Origin of the sequence: Bacillus sp. Nf3 (genome assembly GCF_003028545.1) — a bacterium.
Taxonomy (GTDB): Bacteria; Bacillota; Bacilli; order Bacillales; family Bacillaceae; genus Bacillus; species Bacillus safensis.
Genome location: NZ_PYUA01000001.1, coordinates 278,181 through 298,269 on the forward strand (window position 1 = coordinate 278,181; position 20,089 = coordinate 298,269).

General features: G+C 39.7%; 22 protein-coding genes. 12 read left to right on the plus strand and 10 right to left on the minus strand.

The window, feature by feature from the left end:
- The first annotated feature begins 60 nt into the window (after positions 1–60).
- From lipL to C9414_RS01390, 4 genes are all read left to right on the plus strand, one after another.
- Positions 61–906, plus strand: a complete 846-nt coding sequence (lipL, locus tag C9414_RS01375) for an octanoyl-[GcvH]:protein N-octanoyltransferase (protein WP_107162913.1) — start codon at positions 61–63, stop codon at positions 904–906.
- Between the two features lie 36 nt (positions 907–942).
- Positions 943–1,428, plus strand: a complete 486-nt coding sequence (locus C9414_RS01380; protein ID WP_107162914.1) for a tetratricopeptide repeat protein — start codon at positions 943–945, stop codon at positions 1,426–1,428.
- A gap of 105 nt (positions 1,429–1,533) precedes the next feature.
- Positions 1,534–3,810, plus strand: coding sequence for a glycosyltransferase (locus tag C9414_RS01385; RefSeq protein ID WP_107162915.1), 2,277 nt, complete (start codon positions 1,534–1,536; stop codon positions 3,808–3,810).
- Positions 3,807–4,040, plus strand: a complete 234-nt coding sequence (locus C9414_RS01390; RefSeq protein ID WP_024426379.1) for a DUF5970 family protein — start codon at positions 3,807–3,809, stop codon at positions 4,038–4,040. The genes C9414_RS01385 and C9414_RS01390 overlap by 4 nt, the downstream gene beginning before the upstream one ends.
- A gap of 33 nt (positions 4,041–4,073) precedes the next feature.
- On the opposite strand, the gene C9414_RS01395 is transcribed toward C9414_RS01390, so the two are convergent.
- Positions 4,074–4,883, minus strand: coding sequence for an RsfA family transcriptional regulator (locus tag C9414_RS01395; RefSeq protein WP_034281253.1), 810 nt, complete (start codon positions 4,881–4,883; stop codon positions 4,074–4,076).
- A gap of 242 nt (positions 4,884–5,125) precedes the next feature.
- Here C9414_RS01395 and C9414_RS01400 point away from each other — a divergent pair, with 242 nt between their 5' ends.
- From C9414_RS01400 to C9414_RS01410, 3 genes are all read left to right on the plus strand, one after another.
- Entirely contained in the window at positions 5,126–5,347 is a 222-nt protein-coding gene (locus C9414_RS01400; RefSeq protein WP_003215259.1) for a YuzB family protein, read from the plus strand.
- A 170-nt stretch (positions 5,348–5,517) separates the two neighbouring features.
- Positions 5,518–6,819: an HD domain-containing protein gene (locus tag C9414_RS01405; protein ID WP_007497716.1), complete on the plus strand. Its 1,302-nt coding sequence runs from the start codon at positions 5,518–5,520 to the stop codon at positions 6,817–6,819.
- 30 nt (positions 6,820–6,849) lie between these two features.
- Complete coding sequence (locus tag C9414_RS01410; protein ID WP_047202587.1) at positions 6,850–7,350, plus strand: YwgA family protein; 501 nt, start codon at positions 6,850–6,852, stop codon at positions 7,348–7,350.
- A gap of 92 nt (positions 7,351–7,442) precedes the next feature.
- On the opposite strand, the gene C9414_RS01415 is transcribed toward C9414_RS01410, so the two are convergent.
- Genes C9414_RS01415 through ssuE form a run of 8 tightly spaced genes read right to left on the minus strand, consistent with a single transcriptional unit; the run spans position 7,443 to position 12,949 of the window.
- Positions 7,443–8,186 (minus strand): amino acid ABC transporter ATP-binding protein, encoded by a 744-nt coding sequence (locus C9414_RS01415; protein WP_107162916.1) that lies wholly within the window; start codon positions 8,184–8,186, stop codon positions 7,443–7,445.
- Complete coding sequence (locus C9414_RS01420; RefSeq protein WP_107162917.1) at positions 8,183–8,893, minus strand: ABC transporter permease subunit; 711 nt, start codon at positions 8,891–8,893, stop codon at positions 8,183–8,185. The genes C9414_RS01415 and C9414_RS01420 overlap by 4 nt, the downstream gene beginning before the upstream one ends.
- A 16-nt stretch (positions 8,894–8,909) precedes the next feature.
- On the minus strand, positions 8,910–9,752 hold the full coding sequence (locus C9414_RS01425) for a transporter substrate-binding domain-containing protein (RefSeq protein WP_047202584.1): 843 nt from the start codon (positions 9,750–9,752) through the stop codon (positions 8,910–8,912).
- Positions 9,753–9,769: 17 nt separating this feature from the next.
- Positions 9,770–10,531, minus strand: a complete 762-nt coding sequence (locus tag C9414_RS01430) for an amino acid ABC transporter permease (RefSeq protein WP_058838525.1) — start codon at positions 10,529–10,531, stop codon at positions 9,770–9,772.
- Positions 10,532–10,544: 13 nt separating this feature from the next.
- Entirely contained in the window at positions 10,545–11,108 is a 564-nt protein-coding gene (locus C9414_RS01435) for a GNAT family N-acetyltransferase (RefSeq protein ID WP_058838526.1), read from the minus strand.
- 26 nt (positions 11,109–11,134) lie between these two features.
- Positions 11,135–11,389: a glutaredoxin family protein gene (locus C9414_RS01440; RefSeq protein ID WP_106025504.1), complete on the minus strand. Its 255-nt coding sequence runs from the start codon at positions 11,387–11,389 to the stop codon at positions 11,135–11,137.
- On the minus strand, positions 11,389–12,414 hold the full coding sequence (locus C9414_RS01445) for an LLM class flavin-dependent oxidoreductase (protein WP_107162918.1): 1,026 nt from the start codon (positions 12,412–12,414) through the stop codon (positions 11,389–11,391). Before C9414_RS01445 ends, C9414_RS01440 begins: the two co-directional genes overlap by 1 nt.
- A complete protein-coding gene (gene ssuE, locus C9414_RS01450; protein ID WP_107162919.1) occupies positions 12,398–12,949 on the minus strand; it encodes an NADPH-dependent FMN reductase in 552 nt (183 codons plus the stop codon). Before ssuE ends, C9414_RS01445 begins: the two co-directional genes overlap by 17 nt.
- A gap of 150 nt (positions 12,950–13,099) precedes the next feature.
- On the opposite strand from ssuE, the gene C9414_RS01455 reads away from it, so the two are divergent.
- The gene (locus C9414_RS01455; protein ID WP_047202578.1) at positions 13,100–13,990 is read left to right on the plus strand and encodes a LysR family transcriptional regulator; all 891 of its coding nucleotides are present in this window, start codon (positions 13,100–13,102) and stop codon (positions 13,988–13,990) included.
- Between the two features lie 39 nt (positions 13,991–14,029).
- On the opposite strand, the gene C9414_RS01460 is transcribed toward C9414_RS01455, so the two are convergent.
- Complete coding sequence (locus tag C9414_RS01460; protein WP_107162920.1) at positions 14,030–15,358, minus strand: LLM class flavin-dependent oxidoreductase; 1,329 nt, start codon at positions 15,356–15,358, stop codon at positions 14,030–14,032.
- Positions 15,359–15,731: 373 nt separating this feature from the next.
- Between C9414_RS01460 and C9414_RS01465 the strand changes: the two genes are divergently transcribed.
- From C9414_RS01465 to C9414_RS01480, 4 genes are all read left to right on the plus strand, one after another.
- A complete protein-coding gene (locus C9414_RS01465) occupies positions 15,732–16,544 on the plus strand; it encodes a zinc-dependent metalloprotease (RefSeq protein WP_041087780.1) in 813 nt (270 codons plus the stop codon).
- 327 nt (positions 16,545–16,871) lie between these two features.
- On the plus strand, positions 16,872–17,189 hold the full coding sequence (locus tag C9414_RS01470) for an uberolysin/carnocyclin family circular bacteriocin (RefSeq protein ID WP_107162921.1): 318 nt from the start codon (positions 16,872–16,874) through the stop codon (positions 17,187–17,189).
- An 85-nt stretch (positions 17,190–17,274) separates the two neighbouring features.
- Positions 17,275–19,014, plus strand: a complete 1,740-nt coding sequence (locus C9414_RS01475; protein ID WP_107162922.1) for a hypothetical protein — start codon at positions 17,275–17,277, stop codon at positions 19,012–19,014.
- Positions 19,011–19,532, plus strand: coding sequence for a stage II sporulation protein M (locus tag C9414_RS01480; RefSeq protein WP_107162923.1), 522 nt, complete (start codon positions 19,011–19,013; stop codon positions 19,530–19,532). The genes C9414_RS01475 and C9414_RS01480 overlap by 4 nt, the downstream gene beginning before the upstream one ends.
- Positions 19,533–20,089 lie beyond the last annotated feature (557 nt).

Here is a 20,089-nt window from a genome sequence, read left to right on the forward strand (position 1 = left end):
TCCCTCCATTCCTCCCATGTTATAATAAACACAGTTTATGAACGAGAGGATATGCAGGACATGAAAAATGAACCTATTGAGTTATTGACACAGCCGACATGGCGAATCATAGATCAATCGAGCCTAGGTCTCTATGTAGACCCAAAGCAATCCTTTGCGATGGATGATACGCTTTGCGCGTCGGTGGGGAAGGGCCTCTCACCAGCGACAGCCCGTTCTTGGGTGCATCACAATACGATTGTGCTTGGGATTCAGGATACAAGACTTCCTTTTCTCCAAGATGGTGTAAAGCTGCTTGAGGATGAAGGATATCGTGTGATTGTGCGCAATTCAGGCGGTCTTGCTGTGGTACTGGATGAAGGCGTACTGAATGTGTCTTTAATCTTTGCTGAACAAAAGAAGGGCATTGATATTGACCGCGGGTATGATGCGATGGTGGAATTGATCCGCCGGATGCTGTCGGTGTATGAGGTGGACATTGAAGCTTATGAAATTGTCGGCTCTTACTGTCCAGGCAGCTACGATTTGAGTATCAATGGAAAGAAATTTGCCGGCATTTCTCAGCGTAGATTACGCGGAGGGGTCGCTGTGCAAATCTATTTGTGTGCAGATGGAAGCGGTCAAAAACGAGCTGATTTGATTCGCCGTTTTTATGAGGTGGCCTTAAAGGATAAACGACATGAGGTGAAAGCGGTATTCCCTGATATACAGCCGGATACGATGGCATCCCTATCAGAATTAACTGGAGAACCAATTGACTGTGCGCTTCTCATGCGTCTTTTACTAGAAGAACTCCAAAAGCTGAGCGACCAACTGACAGCTTCAGGACTGACCACCGAGGAACAGCTAGAGTTTGAGAAAAATATGACGCGGATGATTGAGCGAAATGAGAAAGTGTTCTCGTAAACACATCTTTCCATCTTAAAAATTAGGGGTGATGTAATGGAAACGAAACTTCTGAAAGCCATTGAACTTCGAGAAAGTGGACATCTTCAAGAATCCAATGACATGCTCACCCGTCTTGTAGAAGAGTATCCAGACCATGCCTCCATTCACTATCAATGTGCTTGGAGTTATGATGTGTTAGGAAAGGAAAAACAAGCTGTCTTTTTTTATGAAAGGGCCATTGAGTTAGGATTGTCTTCAGAAGAACTAGAAGACGCTTTACTAGGGTTAGGAAGTACATACAGAACCTTAGGGGAATATGAAAAGTCAAAACAGATATTCCTGCATGCGATGGAAGCTTATCCGCATAATAAAGCCATTCAAACGTTTTATGCCATGACTTTGTATAATTTGAAGGAACATAGCAAATCGATGGAAATATTACTGAACTGTTTAACTGAGACGACAAACGATTCTGCTATTTTGAGTTATCGAAAGGCGATTGATTTTTATTCAAATCAGTTAGATAGATTGTGGAAATGATTTATATAGATTTGGAGGGGCAATGTAATGGAAGAATCCCCTCCTTTGTTATGAAATTTTATATATGTGATAGTCCTTTATGACATAAGAAAGAAGGAAAATGTATTGTCATTCATCACCACGTATTACCCGCTGTTTATGCTTTGTGTTTTGTCTTTGTTGTATGTGATGTATCGTATTCAGCCAATGGCCTCTACGATTAAAAAAATCATCATTGTGCTCTGTGTGTTAACAAATGCCGCATACATTTGCTGGCGCCTCTTCTTTACACTTCCGCATGAAGGTACATTTAATATGATAATGGGCATCTTGCTTGTGGCCTGTGAATGTATTGGATTTTTACAGCTGCTTGTGTTTTATACACTTGTTTGGAAGCCTTCAAATCGGAAACAAGTCATGATCAGTGATCTTGAAAGGCTGCCAACAGTTGATATTTTCATAGCTACATATAATGAACCAATTGAAGTGCTAAAACGCACGGTTGCAGGTTGTTTGAATCTGTCTTATCCAAAAGGCAGCGTCCATATTTATTTATGTGATGATGGCAAGAGGGAGTCTGTAGAGCAGCTTGCTTCTGAGTTTGGTGTTCATTATCTGACAAGAACGGATAACAAGTTTGCTAAGGCGGGGAATTTAAACCATGCGATGTCTCAAACGAATGGGGAGCTAATTCTCACACTTGATGCTGATATGGTCCCGCTTCCTGCCTTTTTAGAAAAGACAGTGCCTTACTTTCATGATGGAGCGACTGCATTTGTTCAAGTTCCACAGGCGTTTTATAACGAAGATCCTTTCCAATATAATATGTTCTCGAAGGATCGAATTCCAAATGAGCAGGACTTCTTCATGCAAACCCTCCAAGCTGGTAAAGATCGATTCAATGCGGTCATGTATGTCGGGAGTAATACGGTATTTAGAAGAACAGCATTAGAGGAAATTGGCGGATTTGCTACTGGGGTAATTACAGAAGACATGGCGACAGGAATGCTTCTCCAAGGGAAGTTCAAATCTGTGTCTGTCGGAGAGGTATTAGCTGTCGGTCTGGCACCTGAAAGCTGGCTTGATCTGTTAAAGCAGCGAGACCGGTGGTCGAGAGGGAACATTCAGTGTGCCCGTAAGTTTAATCCATTGAAGGTTCGCGGCTTAACGCTTATGCAGCGCGTTCTTTATTTAGATGGCATTGTGTATTGGTTTAACGGTTTGTTTAAAATGATTTACATTCTTACACCGATATTGTTTTTATTATTTGGTATTCAAAGTTTCTGGGCCGATTTTCAGTCCATTTTCATGTTTTGGCTGCCGGCGTTCTTTAGTTCGTATTTAGCGTTTAAACTGGTGTCGAATCAAAAAAGAAGTATGTTTTGGAGTCATATTTATGAAAGCTCTATGGCATTCCACCTGGCTGGTGTGGCTTTAAGTGAGCTGTTTTTGAAGAAGAGGGTTGAATTTCTTGTCACGCCGAAGGGAATTCAAACGGACAAGAGACATTTCCATTTGAAAACGATGATTCCTCATTTGATCTTCTTGCTGCTCTCATTGCTTGTCCTTGTGAAAATAGGATACGATATGAAAGTAAATGGGACGATGAATGCTGATCTCACGTTGATTAATATTTTTTGGGTACTTTATAACGGTGCAGGGCTGTTCATGGCACTTATTGTGGCGTTTGATCGTCCGCGTTATCGAAAATCAGAGCGGTTTGTCATTGAAAAAGAGGGGCAGCTCCGTTCTGATCATCAAGATGAGTCGATTGCTTGTTTTCTACTAGATATGAGTGATTCAGGTGCACGTCTATCCATTCCATTGGATCAAGCTTCTTCTCTAAATCAAGGACAAATGCAATTATCCTTTTCAGAGAATGAAAGTGTGGCATGTGATGTGGTCTGGAGTCATTCGGAGGGAGACAAGCTGATGGTTGGTGTGGCTTTTACTAACACAGAAAAATCACAGTACCTATCACTGATCCGCTTCTTATTCACACGAGAGCACGTATCGATAACGGATCGTGAGAAAAAATCCTATGCTGTTCGGACATTTCTCCGCTTTGTAAGAGAAACGGAGAAAGTACCAAAGGCTATTCGGCGCAAATGGATGAGAAGACCATTGCAAGGTGTGGCAGGCACGCTAGTCTATGAGGACCGGTTAGAAGAGAAGGTGCCGGTGAATATACATGATATTAGTTTATCTGGGTGTAAAATCGAGTCTGAAGCTTCAATTGAATTACATGACAAAGTGCTAATCACCATTGATACAGAATCTCTGACAGAGCAGCCGGCGATTGTGGTTTGGACATCACAAAAACGCGGCCGCACAATAGCCGGACTCAAGTTTGTTCAGCCTGAAATCAAGCAGATAGAAGAAAGAGAGGGAGTGGTTTCTTGAAATCCAAAAATGGCGGTTACCTCTATTTACTATGGCTTCCTGTCATCATGGGAGCCGGCTACGGCATTTCGCTTTTAGTGCCATTTCTTCAGCCTGTACTGACACTTGGCATTGCAGGTCTTTATATTTTTATGTTTGGTGATTTTCAAGTAAGGCAGGTCAGGTATATTTTTATGTTCGTGTTTTTGATCAATGTCCTTTTTAGTGTGATGCTATTTTTGGGCATTTAAAAAAGTGCTTCCCGAGGCGGGGAGCACTTTTTGTTATTCTGCCATTTTTTCGAGGTTGCCGTTCCGATCCATTTTAAAGGTTGGTGCGGCACTATCGTCTTCTTCAAACAAAACTAGTTTTCTTGCACGGTTCATGATTTTGACGAGTGTTTCATAATCTTCTTGAATCGTGAGCTGATCCTTTTCAAGCTTTTTTACTTCAGCTTCTAGCTGCGAGACTTTATGAGAAAGCTCATTGTTTTCTCTTTTTAAGCGGCTGTTTTCCATACGTAAGGCAGTGGATTGCTGACCATCGCCTTCATAACGGCGTAAGAAATCAATGATATCGTCGATGGTTAATTCTTGATGCTGCCTAAATGGATTTGCTTCCGGCTTTTTCTCTGCGGTATTTGGGGCAGGAGAAGCCTGTGACAATAAATGTGATAAACTAGCTAACTCTTCATTGTAGCTTTGATCCACAAACTGAAGCTGTTCGGCAGTTTCAGCAGCTGGTGCAAATGTTTCTTCCTTTGCTGGCTCCAATTCCTGGGAGAATTCCTCCTGAGTGACCGTTTCTTCTACTTGCGGCTGATAAAGTAATCGTTTTTTCGCAGGCTGGCCATTGCCAAGTGCACGCATCCGTTGTTTTCGTTGTTTTTTGGCTAGTGCCAACGCTTTTTCATATTGATGCCTCACGACAGCGTTCCATCTAAATCCGCATGCTGCGGAGGTGCGGTTCAGCTTGTCTCCTACTTCTTCAAACGCATTTAGCTGCGTACTGCCCTCTCTGACGTGACGTAAGACGGTTTCTGCCAGGAGGAGATCATTTTCCTCTGACCAAGCATCTTGTCTTTGTTTTGACATGTGTTTAAACCCCCATATGATTTGATGGTATTAGATTAGCCAAGTTCAAGAAGGTTTATACAAGTTTGCTAAAAGGATAGTGGAAAATACTAGCTTTTATGTAAACGCGTCATTGGGGCGGCAAAGCGTCTTGCAAGTCCAGCCGCTTCGATGTACAATGTTGGGTGGTATATTATTCACGATTGGCTGTCCAACTGTTTCATATAGAATGAAGTATCATCATTGAAAGGAAGCGTAAGACCATGGCTAATGAGTTTCGCGTATGTGACGATTGTGATGCGACGAACCTAAAGACGTTATTGCCTCGACTCAAATCGGTTGACCCTGATGCAAAAATTGAGATTGGCTGTCAATCCTATTGTGGTCCAGGACGAAAAAAGGCTTTTGCGTTTGTGAACAATCGCCCATTATCCGCACCAACAGAAGATGAATTACTCGAAAAGGTTCAAAAAAAAGTCAAATAAATGTCACTGAATGTGTTCAGTCGACCTAAAAAGAGGTCCGTCCCTGTCAGGTCGGGCTTTTTACGTCCGTGCAATCTTTGAGAACACATTCACCAACAAATTCAAGGATGTTTTCGGGAAAAGTTACCCGATATAATAGAAACACGTCTTAAAAAAAGAGGGACGAAACGATGGCGTATCCAAAAGGTAAATTATCTGAGGAAAAGGTATTTAAAGATCCTGTGCACCGTTATGTTCATGTAAGGGACGCATTAATATGGGATTTAATAGGAACAAGAGAATTTCAGCGCCTGAGACGGATTAAACAGCTAGGAACCACGTATTTGACGTTTCATGGTGCAGAACACAGCCGATTCAATCATTCACTCGGTGTATACGAGATTGTGAGACGAATTGTGGATGATGTGTTTAAAGGGCGGCCTGAATGGGATGAAGGAGAGCGCGAGCTTGTACTTAGTGCAGCCTTGCTTCATGACCTCGGACATGGTCCATTTTCTCACTCCTTTGAAAAGGTCTTCCACTTAGACCATGAATCGTTTACAAGAGATATTATTTTAGGGCAGACGGAAGTCAATGAAGTGCTCCGCCGGGTGAGTGATGATTTCCCGAAGCATGTGGCTGAAGTCATTGCCAAAACGTATCAAAACAAACAGGTGGTTAGTTTGATCTCAAGTCAAATCGATGCCGACCGAATGGACTATTTGCAGCGTGATGCCTACTATACAGGCGTCAGCTACGGCCACTTTGATATGGAACGTATTTTACGTGTGATGCGCCCGAGAGAAGATCAGATTGTGATGAAGCAGAGCGGGATGCATGCGGTAGAAGATTATATTATGAGCCGCTATCAAATGTACTGGCAAGTCTATTTCCATCCAGTGACACGCAGTGCGGAAGTCATTTTAACGAAAATCCTTCATCGTGCAAAAGAGCTGCATGAAACGGGTTATATTTTTACACATGCCCCAGTTCATTTTTACTCAATCTTTGAGGGAAATGTCACCACAGAGGACTATATTAAGCTGGATGAATCCATTGTTTTATTTTATTTTCAGGCGTGGGAAGACGAAGAAGATCATGTGCTGGCCGATTTGTGCCGCCGTTTTATGAACCGCCGATTGTTCCAGTATACAGAGTTTAATCCAAATGAAGAAATGACGAAATATTTCAAGCTGACCGCCTTGTTTAAGGAGGCAGGAATTGATCCTGACTACTATTTAGTGGTCGACTCGTCTTCTGACTTGCCCTATGACTTTTATAGACCAGGAGAGGAAGAAGAGAGGCTGCCAATTCACCTTTTGACGCAAAGCGGTCATATTAAAGAACTGTCGAGACAGTCAGATATTGTTGACGCCATTTCCGGTAAACGAAGAACCGATCATAAACTTTATTTCCCGATGGACTTAATTGTAGATATGTCGGAAAAAGCTGAAGAAAAGAAGGCGATCATGAAGCTGCTTGGTTTGGGATAAAGAAGTACTGAAAAAGGAGATGTCGGGAATTTGTTGAAAGAGCATGCAAAGTTGATGAAGGTATTCTCTGAATCAGGGGAAATCGTTGGACGGAAGAAGCTGCAAAAGATGATTTACATAGCAAAAAAGCTAAATTTGCCTTTTTACGAGAAATACGATTTTCATTTTTATGGCCCCTATTCAGAGGAGTTGACGCTCAGAATTGAAGAGCTGTGCAACCTTGGATTCTTGGACGAAATGAAGGAAAAAAAGGGCGGATACTATCAATATCGCTATTCGCTGACGGACAATGGGAAAGAGTTTCTCGATCAATGTGAAGTGGACATGCCTGACCTCAAAGCGCTGACGCACCAGATGAACGAGCAATCGTCCCGTTTCCTAGAGCTTGTCTCAACGATTTTATATTTTGATGACCTGCCAGAAGATGAGATAAAGGAAAAGGTCTTCACCATTAAAAGCAAGCAGCGCTATACGGACGAAGAATTTGAGGCTGCCCTTGCTTATATTGATCAGTTGAAGGAATTGAACTAACGAGAAGAACCAGTATGTGATGGCTGATGGCTAGAACAGACTGGTTTTTATTTTGCACAGAAACAAGCCGACCCCATGGATCGACTTGTATTTTATGAATGGTGATAAGAGAATCTTGCTAAAAATTGTTTTGTACGTTCTTCTTTCGTCTGTTCAAAGACTTCTTCCGGCGTACCTGATTCGACGATGACTCCATCCTCCATGAAAATCACCCTGTCAGCAATATCATAGGCAAAGCTCATCTCGTGGGTGACGATGATCATGGTGACCCCGGTTTGTGCTACCTGTTTAATGACATCAAGCGTTTCTCCTACAAGTTCTGGATCTAATGCAGAGGTCGGTTCGTCGAATAAAATGACTTCTGGATTCAAAGCCAGTGCCCGTGCAATGCCGACTCGCTGCTGCTGTCCGCCAGATAATTGATGCGGATAGGCATCCTTTTTCTCCAGTAATCCGACCTTTGTGAGTAATTGGAGAGATGTGTCATAGGCTTGATCTTTTGGTTGTTTACGGGCAATGACTAAACCTTCCATGACGTTTTCAAGTGCTGTTTTATGAAGAAATAGATCGTATTGCTGAAAGACCATGGCGGTTTTTCTGCGAAGTGCGAGAATGTCTTTAGGCCTTGCTTGATTGAACTTGACGGTCGTGTGATCAATGCTGATTTCTCCTTGATCTGCACGCTCAAGAAAATTCAAGCATCGCAGAAAGGTTGATTTTCCAGAACCGCTCGGACCTAAAATGACGACCACTTCGCCTCTTTCTACCGTTAAATCAATTCCTCTCAGAATCTGATTTTTACCGAACGCTTTATGCACCTGTTTGATATCAATCATGCCAATCGTCTCCTTTTGTTTTTATGTCCATATTTCTCATATCCGGCTGTAATGGCTTCGATTGAGGCACACAGGGCCCAGTAGATCAGGGCAACGGCGATGTATGCTTCAAGATAACGATAGTTCACATTGGCTTTAATTAAAGCGCCGTTTAAAATATCGACCACAGACACCATAGAAACGAGAGAAGAGGCTTTGATTAAACTGATCAGCATGTTGTTCAGCATTGGAAGGGAGATGGGAAAGACTTGCGGTATGATGACCCTTCTTAAAACCTGTCTGCTGGTGAAACCAACGGATAGAGCAGCATCGAATTGTCCCTTTGGAATAGATGCAAGAGAGCTTCGAAATATTTCAGATAACCCGCTTACGGCATATAAAGTAAGGGCGAAAATGGCAATCCATCGTCTGTCCAAATCACTGAAACGAATCTGAAGAGAAAGAGATGCAGCCAAATGGTCCAGTGAATCGGAAAAAAGCAGATAAGATACGAGCAAAATCAGGACAACCGGAATTGCTTTAAAAATAGCCACAAACCATTTAAACAAAGGAGACAATACAGGCACCTGATAAAAACGGATAAGGGCAATACCAAATCCAAAGACAGAGCCAAATAGTAGCGGGAGAAAGCCTAATAGCAGTGTCGTTGGCAAATAATGAAGTGAGGCTATAAAGGCCTGTAGCATAAAGGCAACATCAAAATCCACTCAGATCGCTCCTTTCTTATGATGTAGTAAAGTCTCCGCCCAATATTTTCTTAGACAATTCAGCGAGCTTGCCGTTATCGATTAGTTTTTGTAATGCTTGATCAATGTCTTTTTGAAGTTTCGTATTGTTTTTTTGATAAAGATAATACGTTTTAGATACGTTTACAGGCTTTCCAGAGGTGACTAGATTGGCATTAAATTGTTTGTTTAGCTTGTTGACGTCATACTTTGTGAGCAGGGCCGCATCGACTGTGCCATTTTGAAGGTTTTTGACGAGAATCTCGTTCCCGCCATCTCCGTAGACAATGTCAATTTTCCGATCATGCTTTTTGTTATATTGCTCAAGAAGATAAGCGAAATTACTTCCTGTAGAGGTATGCACTTTGTGTCCAGCCAAATCGTCAAGGCTTTGAAAATCATGACCGGAGGCTTTATCAACAACCACATAGCTTGTATAATCTGTGTAGCCAACTTTTCCAAATAGATACTTCTTCTGGCGCTCATCATTGATTTCATATTGATGGGCAGCGAGATCTACTTTGCCAGCATCTAAAGCGGGCAGAATATTTTTAAATTCGAAGGATTCATATTTAAACTTATATTGTGGAAGCAGCTGATCCACTTCATCTAATACAGCCTTCTCATAGCCTGTTAGTTGACCGTTTTCATCTAAGTAAACGAAAGGCTGATAAGCGTTCCCTGTGCCAACGATGATTTCTTTCGCATCTGGATCATTATTCGCTGCTTCCGCTTTGTTTCCACTCGATTGTTCTGCATTTCCGCAGGCAGCAAGCAGCAGTGAGCCGAGTGTAAGCAGACCGATGATGTAATGTTTTTTGAATTGTTTGTTATTTTTCATGTGAAATCCTCCTCGTTTTACTTCGCACGCTTTTCGACTGTGAAAGCTGTTTCGGGTCTTTTTAAGGAAACGAATGTCGTCTGACGCTGCTTCCTTGTTTTCGGTGTATTGATCTGTTTTTCCAATAGGTCAAACGCTTTTTCCAGCAGCAGACTTAAAATGATAAATATAACGGCAGCAATAAAGTATCCTTCTAAAACGCGATAGTATAAAGCCCCTAATGTTTGGACCTTTCCTATAATATCCATCACGCCCAGTGTGAAGGCGAGGGAGGTATTTTGTAATAAGTTGACAATAGCCACGCCAATATTCGGGAGCGCGATTCTCCCTGCTTGAGGAATGAGTGTCCTTCTATAAATCTGCCATTTCGTCATTCCAATCGAGGCAGCCGCTTCATATTGAGATGCTGGGACACTCGATAAGGCTGATCGGAATATTTCTGAAAAGTAGGCAGCTGTATTGAGTCCATATGTAATATAAAGAAAGATCAATTTGTTCCACATGGAGATATCAAGGCCAATTGCTGCGAGCACACCTGGCAGACCATAAAAGACAATAAACATTTGAACCAGGATAGGCGTTCCGCGAATAAAAGAGACATAGACTGCACTGAGTTGGTGCAGAACAGGAATGCGCTCAATTCGAAAATAAGCAAGGATGAATCCAAGAAAGCCGCCAATCAAAGTGGCAAATAAAACAATCAGCAAGGTCGTTGGAAGGGCTGATAACACTTTAGGAAAGAGAGTGACCACGTACTCCCATTTGAAAAACTCACCCACGTTGAATCACCTCCTATGTAGAAGTCGTTTCGACTTTTTCTTCTGCGGGTGGTGTCCCTAGAATGTCTGGATCAAAGCGCTCAGGGATAAGCACTTTATACATCAAAACACCTAAATCTCCATTTTCAGCCTCGCGTTCAATATATTTTGTATATCCTTTTCGTTCGTACATCTCTAAAAGCCAAGGGTGTTTCCGGCCAGAAGTGCCCAGTGTATATGCAGGCGCTTTATATGTCTGCCGAAGCAAGGTGTTTTCTACATAATCGAGCAGCTTATTTCCAATCCCTTGACCGGCTAAATCAGGAGCTGTCGCAAACCACCAAACAAATGGATAGCCTGAGACCGGCTCAGTGCTTTCCCAAGGAAAACGTATGGTGATGGTAGATATGAGCCGGCCGTCTCGTTCTAATACAACGGCAGCGGACTGTTTAATGTTTTCTGTGACCATTTCCAGTGTGGCGTTCGTGGATGGCCAATCGATGCCCATTTCACCAAGCGGTTTAAATGCACTGGACAGCAATTCTAAAAAAGCTGGTGCATCTTCTTCGGTAGCGATGCGAAAAATATCTCGACTCATGACAAACCTCCATTCAAAATGTAATGTCAGATTAACGCTTTTCTTAAAGTCTCGATATCTGGATTCAGCAATGCTTGATACACGTGGGAATCATGGCTGATCTCAACTACAGGCACATAGCGGACACCGTATTTTGCTTCTAAAATGTTTCTGTAATCGTCATGCTCTGTGACATCAATCGTTGAAAAAGGAATCTGTTGTTCGTTGAAGTAGGATTGAATGTTCTTGCAATAACTGCATCCATTTTTGCTCCATAAAATGATTTTTTGACTGTTTGACATTAGACGTTCACCTCTTGATTGATTGGTTTTTGGTTTGTTTGTTCTTGATCAAGTGCTTCTTTTAATAAAGTAATAGACGTGATCCTTTTATCAATATCTACGATTGGCGACAGCACGATGAATTCATTGATATCGTATGACTCGGATAGCTCAGTCAGCCTGTGATGAACGGTTTCTTTTGTGCCAGCGGTGTAGCCGGCTTTTTGTACGTGAATGTTGTAGTGTTCCTTCTCCGTTTCTTTCACCAGTTTTTCTGCATCCTCTAACGATGTGACATTCAGCTTTCTTCCATCGGAAAAGGAGACCTTTACTGTTTCCTTTTGTTTGATGTGCGAGAGTGCCTGTTCGTGATCTTCAGCTACAGAAACGGTGATGGCAAGAAGGAACTGCTGGCGGGCGCCCGCTTTCTGATATGTTTGGAAGGTCTCTCTTGCATCTTTTAATAAGGCTTCATCTCCATTAATAAAGAAGGCAAACACAAAGGAGATACCAAGTTTTGCTGCGAATTCAGCACTCTCCGTACTTCCCCCTAAAAGGAAGATGTCAGGTGATATGCGCGGGATGGGCTGAGCATTCAAGTCATTTGTATGTTCCGTCAGATAGGTGTTGAGATCCACTAATTTTTGAGAAAAATCCTTCCGTGACGCCTGATAATCTTCCTGAAGAGCTTGTGTCGATAGGTTCAGTCCTCCCGGTGCTTTCCCAACACCTAAATCGACCCTTCCAGGCGCTAATGATGCCAGGACGTGAAATGTTTCAGCCACCTTAAACGGACTGTAATGCTGAAGCATTACACCGCCAGACCCAATGCGTATGTTGTTTGTTTTTGCTAAGAGATAGCCGGCAAGAGCTTCAGGGGAAGAACCTGCTACTTGAGGGTTATTGTGATGTTCAGACACCCAAAACCTGTGATAGCCAAGCTGATCCGCTGCTTCAGCCAATCTGACAGTATGCTGAATGCCCGTCTCTGCGTTCTCGTTTTCACCGACAAGGCTTTGATCAAGAATACTAAGGGTGAACGACATTGGCTGTTCCTCCTATCAGACTTTGATATTGAGATAATGCGAGGTTTAACCTGTTTGCGGCATCTGAATCAAGTAAATAATCACCTGATTCCTGCTTTGTGACCTGTTGATCCACTACATACACGCCAGATTGAACAACTGTTGCACCAAGTTGATGAATAATCGGTTTAAGAGCATATTCAATGACGAGCAGGTGACCGTAGGTTCCTCCTAAAACGAACGGAAGGACGGGTTTTCCTTGCAACGCTTTCTGTGGAAGTAAATCTAAAAACGTTTTTAAAATACCGGAAAATGACGCTTTGTAGACAGGCGTTAACACAATGACACCGTCACTCTCATTCACAAGTTCAATGGCCTTGACAATCTCTTCGTTTGAAAAGTCCGCACGTATTAGTGCGCTGCTAGGCAGCTGGTGAACTTGAATGATATGTACATCGATTCCATTGATCGTTAAATGCTGCTGAACATGCTGCAGAATACCGGTTAATCGAGATTGGACGGAGTGTCCGCCTGCTATAATCGTTACTTTCGTCATTTCGTCTCCTCCATTTCACATAATTCCTTCTAAACAACTTGGAATAGTTGATAATATAAATTATAATAAGGCAAACCAATTGAAAAGTATAATTAGTAATCATAAATACACGATTCAGTTATTTAAAATATAGAGAAAAGAGGGGTTTTTATGGAGATTCGTGCGATCCGCACCTTTGCCACCATCGTGAAATATGGGAATTTTTTAAAAGCAGCAGAAGCACTGAATTATTCTCAGCCAACCATTACCTTGCACATTAAGCATTTAGAAGAGGAAGTTGGAGAGAAGCTTCTAGAGAGAGGGAAGACCTTAAAGTTAACAGCATCAGGACAGCTTTTTTATGAAAGAGCCAATTCTTTACTCAATGAATATGAGAAACTGACGAAAACGCTCCAAGATTTAGAAGTGGGCATTGCGGGATTAATTCGCATCGGTGTTTCTGAGCCTACTGCCAGTTTAGAATTCCCGGCGCTCCTTGCAGAATTCAAGGAAAGGTTTCCGAATGTAGAATTTTCTGTGCAAGTAGCAGATGCGAATACACTGAGTTCCTTGCTTTCCCATGATGAGATTGATTTTGCGATTTGCGGCGCACCAGAAGCTTCGATGGAAAATAGCTATAAGCCGCTTTTTCAAGATGATATCGTGCTACTGGTCCCGTCTTCCCATCGATTGGCGGAAAAAGAGGCAGTGGAGGTAACAGATTTAGAAAATGAGACCATATTATTCACACCTCACAATTGCCCCATACGTATCCAAATTGAACAACAAATCGTCGATGTCATTGGGACAAATTACAAGAAATTAGAGATTACTAGCAGCATGTCCCATAAACACTATGTTCAGGCGGGCTTAGGAGTATCTCTGTTTACACGAACGGCTCATTCTTTTACACTCCCCGGTACGAAGGTATTAGAGATAAAGGGCATTCAAGTTTCCCCGCCAGTTGGTCTATTGAGGAAAACAAATGATACGCCTGGAAGAGCTGTGCTCCAGTTCATTGATCTCATTGAAAGTCGATTGCACCAGCACCAACCATCATAAAAAGAGGGGTTAGCCTTTATGCTAGCCCCTCTTTCAAGTTTATTTCACTGTTTGTTTCAGAAATTGATTCTTCTTAATGGGCAGGCCTAAGTTTTCGCGAAGGGTATGAGCTGGATAATTTGGATCGTAATATCCTCTTTCGACTAATATCGGAATGACGTGCTCCGTCCATTCGGATAAACCACTAGCTAAAATCGGAGCGCCAAAAATAAATCCATCTGCGGCATCCTCTTCGATCCATTGAATTAATTTGTCAGCTACTTGTTCGTAAGTGCCGAAAAAGGCACTTTTGGGCGTGGTCACTTGTAAAGCGACTTCTCTTAAGGTCAGGTTTTGCTCTTTGGCCATTTTCTTAATGGACTCTGTTGTGGATTGGAAGCTGTTTGACCCAGCGTCACCTATATCAGGAAAAGGTTCATCAAGCGGGAATTGACTGAAGTCCAAGTGGTCAAAGAATCGGCCCAGATAATGCAGAGCTTCTTCAATAGAGACTAGATGTTTAATGGCTTCATATTTTTCTTCTGCTTCTTCGACTGTTCTTCCTGTAATCGGGTGGATGCCAGGGAATATTTTGATATCAGATGGTTTTCGCCCAAACGCTTCGGCTCTATTTTTCACGTCGCGGTAATAGGCTTTTGCCTTTTCAAGTGAATCGGCATTTGTAAATACAGCGTCTGCTTCTTTTGCGGCTAGCTCTTTTCCAGCCTCTGAAGCGCCTGCCTGGAAAATCACGGGCTGCCCTTGTTCAGAGCGTTCAATATTTAAAGGACCTTTGACAGAAAAGTGTTTTCCATGATGGTTTAAGGTGTGCAATTTATCTCGATCGAAGAAAACCCCCGTTGAACGATCCCTTACAAAAGCATCTTCTTCCCATGAGCTCCAAAGCCCGTTCACTACATGTAAGTACTCTTCTGCAATTTCATATCGAAGTGAGTGGCTTGGGTGCGAACGGATGATGTGATTTTCAGCAGAGCCCTCTAATGGGGAAGTCACAACATTCCAGCCTGCCCGGCCTTTACTTAATTTGTCCAAGGAAGCAAATTGTCTGGCAATGGTAAAGGGCTCACTGTATGAAGTGGATACAGTACCCACAAGTCCAATCTGTTTGGTGACTGTGGCAAGCGCAGATAAGATGGTTAATGGTTCAAATCGGTTCAAGAAATGAGGAATTGAATGTTCGTGGATATATAAACCATCTGCAACAAAAACAAAACGGAAACCCGCTGATTCTGCCTTTTTTGTCATCGCTTGATAATAATCAATGTTAACACTTGCATCTGCTGGAACCGATTCATCCTTCCATGCATTCATGTGACCCCCTGGGCCATGTAACATTAATCCAAATTGTATGTGCTGTTTTCCAGTCATGCCGATCGTCCCTTCTGTTTGAGGTAGCAATGTTTTATGTTCTTCATCATAAGGCAGAACCGCAGAGAAGTATAATTGGTATCAGTAAAGTGTGACTTTATCTTTTCTAATATCATTTTTTGTTTCTTTCAGATGTGTCGTTAGGTCCATGATATGATTTCTTGAAAAACATGGATGTTTACTAAGTAAATGACCCAGACCAAAAGCGCTATTTTTCGATGAAATGTGTGTCAAAATATCTGAAAAATTAGTGAAAATGACGTAATTCGACTTTTTTTCTGTGCATCTAATTCCCTGTTTTTGACTGAAGAGAAGGAAAATGGTGAATTTTCAGTGAATATATAACTTTGTGAAAAACAAAGGAGGGATAGGAATGAAAAAGCGTTCAGTCTTTTTGTCATTTTTATTGGTAGGTAGTTTGTTACCGGGAGTAAGTTCAGCTTCAGCACCAGTAGCGAGTGCTGGTCATGGGCATGATCATGGTCATGCGCCGTTCGAAACCCACATTGGTGAGGGGTTGCCAAAAGCAAACGATTTTAAAGATTTGACGGCAGCACCTCCAATTGAGCGAGATGTGACAACAAAGGTATTAGATGAGTCTGGTAAGCAGGTAGGCTCGAGAACCTTTAAGGCCAATACAGGAGATTCAATTTCAACAAAAGCAAGTACAGGCAGTCAGAAGGTCACTGTCTATGCGGTTGCTGATGCGCAGTATCGTGCGAAATATAGTGACTGGCAAACACGGATTGTCAACATCATCGAGCAAGCAGATGTCACGTTTAACCGTGATCATGATGTGGACTTTGTTGTACAGGCAGTAGGATCTTGGACGTCTTCGGGATCAAATTCATCACAAATTCTTTCCAACCTTGCGCGCAGCTTTGATGGCAGAGGATACGACTTTGTCACTGGATTTACAGCAAATCCAAACTTTGATGCTGGCGGAATCGCTTATGTCTACAATAGTGCACCAAGCGGAAGTGCATTCGCCGTGAACCTTGACCAAGGAACAGCGAATACAGCAAAAGCGGCTACACATGAATACGGTCATAACTTTGGTTTGCCTCATGACCCTCAAGGCAGCGGCATTGTCTGCTTAATGAATTATGATTATTCCTACACAGTTGACTACTTTGATGCGGCTCATAAAAATCAAGTAAACCGTAATAAAGCTTGGTACAGATAAGATAGGAGCTAGTATGATTTAATTCAAGAACAAATCATAAACTATATTCAAAGGGTTAGAGTGAAGTTATTTTAACCCTTTGATTTCTCTTAAAATACTTATTAGAAAATAAATATATTTTGTTTGGATGTTCAGAATATATAGTTTGACCATGATCTCGCATCTAAAGTGTCTAAATACTATTTGTAATTAATATGGTGCGGAAAAACCTTATCATTAATAAGGTTTTTATTTTAAAATAAGTAAAATTTTTCTTGTTTTTTAAATTAAACTATGATTAAATTCTATTATGTTTCAAATCTATAAACAGATGGAAGGGGTGATAAAATGACAGCAAGAGTCAATGCTTTCAAAATCTCAGGCTTACTTTTAGCGAGTATTGCATTATTATTTGCTTACTTTTTTGTGATGGGGAACTTACCTATTGCTTATCTAACTAAAGAGTTTGGTATTCCGTCAGCAGTAGGTAGTACAATTACTTGGTACCTAGACATGGGGGCAACAGCTTCAGTCATAATCGGTATATTATCAGGTTTTTTAACCGGTGGATTAGGACTAATTGCAAATGCCGGCAGACAAGCACTTACAGTCTATCTTAAAGAACAACTTAGAGAAAGAGGCAAAAAAGCCTTTATTGCTTGGTAAGGTAAAATTATTCTAATAAGAGGAGAAATCCTCTTATTAGAATGAAATGAGATCAATAGGGAATATTATTTTAGGAGTTCTTCATGTGATAACAAGATACATAAATATTTTAAAAATCCATTTGATTATGCGTGCTGAAAAAGACTATTCCTTTTTACTAAAGTTTATTCCTTTTCTTAAGAGGATAAAGAATATTGCTATATTTAAGATGGTTATTCACACTATTTTTTCAATCATTCTATTCCTTTTTTTATATAACAAGTACGGTGTTTTTGTTGATAGATGGAATGAAATGATCTTATTTGGGATATTCCTTTTATTATTCCTCTTAGCTCTAACTAGTGGAATTTCAACATATAGAAGGACCCATTTTTCAATATATCAGGATCTATTGAGTGCATCTCCACTAAGTCAGCGACAAATATATGTTTTACTACTGACTGAAGAACTGCTTTGGTTTTTGATGCAATTTGGAAATATTTTAATAACAACAATTGTATGTCTCTTTTTTATTTTGAAAATACCTTTAAGTTTGTTTTTATTGTTAAATCTCAATCTCATTTTGTTTATTTTCTTCACATTTATAATTTCGAATCTTTTAATGGGGAAGTATCAAACATATAAAATTAAAAATAAAATTGGTTTCTTTAGATTTGCTATATATATGTTTTTTTCCTGTGTTTTAATGACTCTTGGATACATAATGAGTCATCAATTTGCAAAACTAATATTTGCTTTAAGAGAACCATTTGAAAATGTAGAACAACTATTAAATGATTCCTATTGGATTAGTGTGAAAAATATATTTGTTCAAGAATTCAAGGGGAATTTTATTTATTTTAAAAAAAATATAGGAAGTATTTACGACGGTATTATATATTCTATTAACCTACCAATATTAATATTGGTATTCTTTGCTTTAACGATGTGTATTGTCTTTATCACACGTTATTTTTATCCAAATTATTATAAAAATGAACAAATAAAATCTAAGCAGGAATTATTTGATTGGTTTACACTATATATAAAACTAGTAAATAAGATTTTCAGAACAGAGAATAATTTTCTGTTTAAAAAAGAGCTTATTAATTTAGAAAGAAAACGTTGGATTGTATCACCAGGAGTCTTTTCTATTATTATATATTCGTTAGAAGGCTTTTTTTATTGTGGGGTTTTATTAGGGATAGTGGAGAACTCTGAGGACAGTTCATTCATTATGGCAATGCTGCTTCTATTTAATGTTTTAACAATAATTATTCATTGCTTTGAAGTTTCTTATGAGTATCCTCAAGTATTCTTTTTAGGTTCTGAAGGTAAAAGTATTCATTTGTTAAAAACGTCTCCAAATGGTGTAGAAAAATTATTTGAATCTAAAATAAAATTGTTGGAAGTATGTTTATTTATACCTCTGGTTATTAATATCATCATATCTTTAATTGTTATCAATTTAGTGAAAGAATTGAATTTAATATCTTGTTTGCAAATATTTATATTGTTGTTTGCTGTGTATAAAATATCACCACTCATTCAATTGTATATGGCTCCTTTATTTTCCAAATTTTCTTTTGATGATATACAGGAAGTTGGAAGTACCTACGATGAAAAAATATTACATATTAAGTCTCAAAGTCTACCAAGAAACTTTATACTTGTTCCACTTTTAATTTTTAGCTTCATAAACATATTTGTACCTATCTATAAATGGATTCATTATATTGACTGGTACTATTTTATTTATTTCATGTTATCAATGATTGTGTTTAAAATAATATCTAAAAAAATTGTTGAAAAGGGAATTGAGAAGATAGAAAGAGGTATTTTTTGACTAGATTAATTAACATATTTAAAAGATGGAAGAATGTTTATATTTTATTCATAGTAGTATTTTTTGCAGGTGTTTTTGGCGGTATATTTTTCCGAAAAGGAGGCTTAGTTCAGTCTAATTCTGATAGTGTATATTATGGAAGCATATTTCTAAATAATCTAGATGTTGGTTTACTTTGTCTAATTGGTGGACTATTTACTTGTGGTGCTATCCCTATTTTTGTAATGTGTATGAATGGTTATGTTGTCGGTAATACAATTAATAGTTTGATGATTAAAGGAAATATAGAATCTTTGTTTACAGGATTACTGCCACACTTTTTTATTGAGTTGTTTGGTTTGTTATCCTTTTCAGTCCTTGGAACGTTTACAGGAGTGATATTTTTGAGATTTTTGCAAGGTGAAATTCGTAAAGTTAATTATATAAAAATGATTAGAGAGGGTTTCATAATGCTCTTCATCGCAACATCATTTTTATTTCTTGGAGCGATAATTGAAGATTTTGTGAGTTGGATTTGAATATAACTAGGCTAATAAATTTCATTTTAGGAGGAAAAGATGCAACTTGTTTTTAAACCCCAGAATTATTTAACGTTAAATATAGAAAAAGTAACTAGTAGATCAATATTGTTTCAGAACTTAATCATTATTTTATTCAATATGTTTTTTGTAACTTGTATTATCGTGCAAATTCTTCCTAGTAGTGAAAATTACAACTTCTTCGCTCTATATGTCTTTATTGCTTTTGTTTTCACACCTTTTTACTTAATCATTAATTTTATTATTTCTTTGGTGTATTTAATAGTCATGATTTTTTTCCACCCTACATTAAAAATAAGTCATTTTTTTGTTGTCATTTTGACTTACAACTCGTTAATATTTTTTGGGAATTCAGTCGGTATAAATTTAATATTTATGTTTGAGAATTCTTTTGTCATGTTCATGGTGGTTCTTTTAACTTTCATAACAGTAGTATGGGCTTCTCGAGTTTTGTTTTTAGGATTAGTCAATTTTGTTGGATATTCTAAGAAAGCAAGCCTGAATTTTTGTATTGTACTCTTCCTTTTTAACCTTGT